The following is a 4418-nucleotide window of genomic DNA, read 5'->3' as shown; positions in this document are numbered from 1 at the left end:
CTCTAGTATTTTTTTTATTTGTCGCAAAAAATGTTACAAATAGGATCACAATAAATATTCCTGCGAATACAAAAAATGGAGCAGTCAAATTTGTACTTCTTGTTAGAAATTGTGCTAATTGCATAGCAATAGGAGCTATAAAATTACCAATATTACAGCCAATAAAAATCAATGAAGTAGCAAAATTAATTGTATTCTTTGTAGTGACTTTATCTAAGTTACTAAAGATAAATGGGAAGCACCATGATCCTGTTATACTTGATAAAAATAAACCTGTTAGCAGGAACGTCATATTACCGTTTGACACAGCAATTAACAAATTTGAAATTATAAAGAATATAATTCCCAAGTATAGGGTTCCTTTTCCTATCCACTTATTTATTGGTCCAAACATAAATCCTGCTAGTATTCCTAAGATAGGCATTAGAGCTAAATAGTTACTAGCATTAAAGTTTACCCCTTTAATTTCAGTTGCAATTGATGCAAATCGTACAGAAATAGCAATACTATTCATTACGAGTAAGATTGCAAATAGAACTAGGGCAAAAACCATTGGATTCATCTTTTCTTTTACATGATTTTCAGGTATGTCACTATTTTCATCTCTAATTTCAGGAACTTTTAGCGCGAATAAGAGAGCTACAGGAAACGCAATTGCATAGACTAAAAACGAAGCCGTCCAATTAATGTTCACTAAAACTCCAGCAAGAAAAATAAGGATTGTCTGACCTAAAGCTTCCATTGAATTTCTAATACCTAATAGCGTTGCTCTAGTATTGCCAGAGTATAAAGAGCTGATATATGTCACAGCCAATGAATTATATACTCCTAAACCGGCACCTAATATTACTCGACTAATAAGAACGGTTTGGAAGGTAGCTGTAAATACTGGAATAATTCCTCCTATACCAGCTAATAATAAACCTAAAATTATTGTCTTTTTCATTCCTATTCTTTTGGCAAAGTAACTAGATAATAAGATAAACAAAATAACAGTTATACTTGGTGCAGTTCCTAAAAGTTCACTTTGACTTTGTGATATCCCCAAAGACTGTTTCATTTGTGGAATAACACCATTAATTGCTTGAGAGCTTGTTAACATTAGTGAAATACTTAAGATTGCTCCTTTTTGAAGTAAGCTTTTTTGGTTATTCATCTCTACTTTTCCTCCTGTGTTATAACCCAAATCTTGGAATCAAAATCAAATGTTTCTGGGCGTCGATTCTGATCATTTATTTGTCCACTAGATGCATCTGAACAGACTAGTCCTGCTCTCATCAATTCCATTCCAGATCGCAAACTATTTTGTCCTACATTATAAAGTCCGTCATTATCTAACCCTTTTAATTTCAGTCGGCGGTAAGGAGCATTTACCTCATTTAATGTTTTATAATGAGCAACAATAGCCGTTTTCTTATCATGACTAACAACCATCCACGCGGTTTGATTATCATCATCGAATGGTGATAATAGTCTATAAAAAGTACCATTATGAATTATGGTTCTATATTTTTTATAAAAGGCAATTTGTTCTTTTACAATCCTCAAATCGCCTTCACTTAATTCATTTAAGTCAAGCTCATATCCAAATGCACCAAAAAAAGCTACATTTCCTCTAGTTTTTATAGGTGTTATACGGTTTGTTTGATGATTTGGAACAATTGATACATGAGCACCAATAGACGAAAGAGGATACAGCATACTAGTTCCATATTGAATTTTTAACCTTTCAATTGCATCTGAATCATCACTAGCCCAAGCTTGAGGTGCATAGTGAAGCATTCCAGGATCAAAGCGCCCACCACCTGATGAACAAGACTCAAATAGTATGTTAGGATATTTTGTTATAAGTTTTTCATATAAGCGATATACGCCTAGTACATATCTGTGGAATACTTCTCCTTGTTGATCTGCTGACAAGTGACTGTCAAATACATCAGTCAATGGACGATTCATATCCCACTTAATGTAATCTAAGTTTGATTCATCAATGATTTTACACATTTGATCGAAAATATTTTCAACAACCTCATCTAACCCAAAATTTAATACATATTGGTTCCTACCATGATTAGGTTTTCGATTAGGTGTAGAAATAATCCAATTCGGATGTGTGCGATATAACTCACTATCCTTATTCACCATTTCAGGTTCAAACCATAAACCAAATTTCATACCAAAACTACGAATTTTTTCTGAAAGGCTGCCGATTCCTCTAGGTAGTCTTTTAGGATTTACATGCCAATCTCCTAATCCTGCACAATCGTTTTCTCTTTCTCCAAACCAGCCATCATCTAATACAAATAATTCAATACCAACATCAAATGCTTTTTTAGCAATATTTACCAACTTTTCTTCGTCAAAATCAAAATATGTTGCTTCCCAATTATTAATTAAGACAGGACGGTCTTTTTCTCGCCACTTACCACGAGCTAAGCGTTTTCTAAATAGTTGATGAAAAGTTTGACTCATGGCATTTAAACCCTTACTTGAATAAACCAGAATCGCTTCTGGTGCTGTAAATATTTCTCCTGGATTGAGTTTCCAATTAAATCCAAATGGATTGATGCCAACTTGTAGTCTAGTAACATCCCATGTATCTACTTCTGCTTGAATTAAGAAGTTTCCTGAGTAAACTAGTGCTGCACCAATAGCTTCTCCTTGATTTTCATCAGTATTTTTTCTTTTTAAAGTAACAAATGGGTTATGCTGATGGCTTGAAATACCTCGAGTAGATTCGATTGATTGAATTCCTTGTTGTAAAGTACGCGACTTAATAGTTCTTTCTCTACCCCAAGCACCAGATAATTGTTGCCATTCATAATTTGCATCGGGTAAATCCAATGATAAACTGCTAATATTCTCGATTATTTGAATATCTTTTCCTTTATTCATAACTCGCGCGCTACGAGTAATAACAGGATAATCTCTATAAATTGTATATAATAATTCTACTTGAACATTTGTAACTGAATCTAAAATATAAACTTTCAATGTTTTGCTTTCATCATTATTATCAACATAGGTAGCAGGTAAACCTTCTAGTTTAGGTTTTCCTTCTTCCACTTCGTACCCTTGATAGACAAAATCTGATAAGCGAGAGCCATTTTTCTGTAGTAATGAAATAGCAGGATGTCTAAAATCTGTTGTACCATATTCAGGAAATTCTTGTTTTAAGTGCTCTAACGAATATAGCAAATCGTTTTCATTTCTATAGGTTGTCATAGGCCGATGATGCATCTCAATTAGATGACTATAGTCATTATCTGGTAAGTTCTCACCATAATATAAATGCAATAATTTACCATCTTCCGATATCTTAAAAATGTAACTTATCTCCTGATTAAACAAATGAAATTGTTGGTTTTCTGATCGATAAATAATATTCATTTCATTATCCTTATACATAAGCTCTCCTCCGTTTCTTTATTGCATTATAAAAAACGCTCACATAAATAGTAAGCGTTTAAAGTAACGAATATTTATCAAAATCAAATGTTTAGTTTATTCACCATTAATGATTCCTAGACCTAATCTACGTTTTCGATATACTCCCGGTGAAACACCATTTGCTTTCTTAAAGGCTTTAGAAAAAGATTGTACTGTTGAGAATCCTATCTTGTCACTGATTTGCTGGATTGAATATTCAGTTGATGATAACAGATCGTTTGCAATAGAAATTTTGATTTCACTAATATACTCTTTTATTGATATTCCCATATCATTCTTAAACAATCGTGATAAATAATTTTCGTGTATCGATAGACTGACAGCAATATCTTTAACAGATAATTTTTGATACGCATTCTCACGTATTATTTCAATTGTTTGACGAACAAAAGGATTCATCTTTTTAGTAATTATCCCTTCGTTCAGATAACTAGCTGAATTTAAGAGGAGTTCTAAAAATTTATAAACTTGTTTTTGTCTGGACAATTCACTGACTAGATTGTCCTGATCATACGATAAAGTTTCAAAAATTAATCCTTTAAATGAATTTAAATTTTCGACTTTAAAGGTAAGATGATTCTTTCCAACACCAATTTCTTTTAGATAGTATTCTACAAGATTGCCACTTAAACCCAACCATACATATGACCACGGATTTTTTTTATCTGCTTGATAAAAAGTAGATACTCCTGGTGGGATAACAAATCCTTGGCCTTTCTTCAGAAAATATTTTTGATCATTAATTGAATAATAGCCTTCACCTTCTAGCACTATGTGTATTAAGTATTGTTCTCGAATAGCTGGTCCAAAACTATGTCTAGGTTCTGTTTTTGAATACCCACAAAAATTAAAGTAACAATCTTTCAGCTGAGTGTTAGGTTCTGTTACTAAATATAGAGAATTTTCCATATCCACCCTCCTATGTTAGATTTGGATAATTTTTGTTTTATTATGTTTATATTATTACA

3 protein-coding genes are annotated in these 4418 nt (G+C 32.4%); all 3 read right to left on the bottom strand.

The features are described 5' to 3' along the window. Positions 1-1156, bottom strand: a 1156-nt coding sequence (locus tag OZ002_RS13215) for an MFS transporter (protein WP_129977435.1), incomplete at its 3' end; no start/stop codon positions are given. Between the two features lie 2 nt (positions 1157-1158). Next, positions 1159-3408 carry an alpha-galactosidase gene (locus OZ002_RS13210; RefSeq protein WP_002314387.1) on the bottom strand — a complete coding sequence of 750 codons (2250 nt, stop codon included), beginning with the start codon at positions 3406-3408 and terminating at the stop codon, positions 1159-1161. Between the two features lie 96 nt (positions 3409-3504). Continuing rightward, positions 3505-4359 carry an AraC family transcriptional regulator gene (locus tag OZ002_RS13205; protein WP_010728908.1) on the bottom strand — a complete coding sequence of 285 codons (855 nt, stop codon included), beginning with the start codon at positions 4357-4359 and terminating at the stop codon, positions 3505-3507. Positions 4360-4418 lie beyond the last annotated feature (59 nt).

This window comes from Enterococcus sp. E4-150, assembly GCF_035726465.1.
GTDB lineage: Bacteria > Bacillota > Bacilli > Lactobacillales > Enterococcaceae > Enterococcus_B > Enterococcus_B faecium.
This window is presented reverse-complemented; position numbering and strand designations above follow the sequence as displayed.

Coding starts and splice junctions, on each gene's coding strand:
- OZ002_RS13210 (WP_002314387.1), bottom strand. CDS start 3,408: ATGTATAAGGATAATGAAATGAATATTATTTATCGATCAGAAAACCAA.
- OZ002_RS13205 (WP_010728908.1), bottom strand. CDS start 4,359: ATGGAAAATTCTCTATATTTAGTAACAGAACCTAACACTCAGCTGAAA.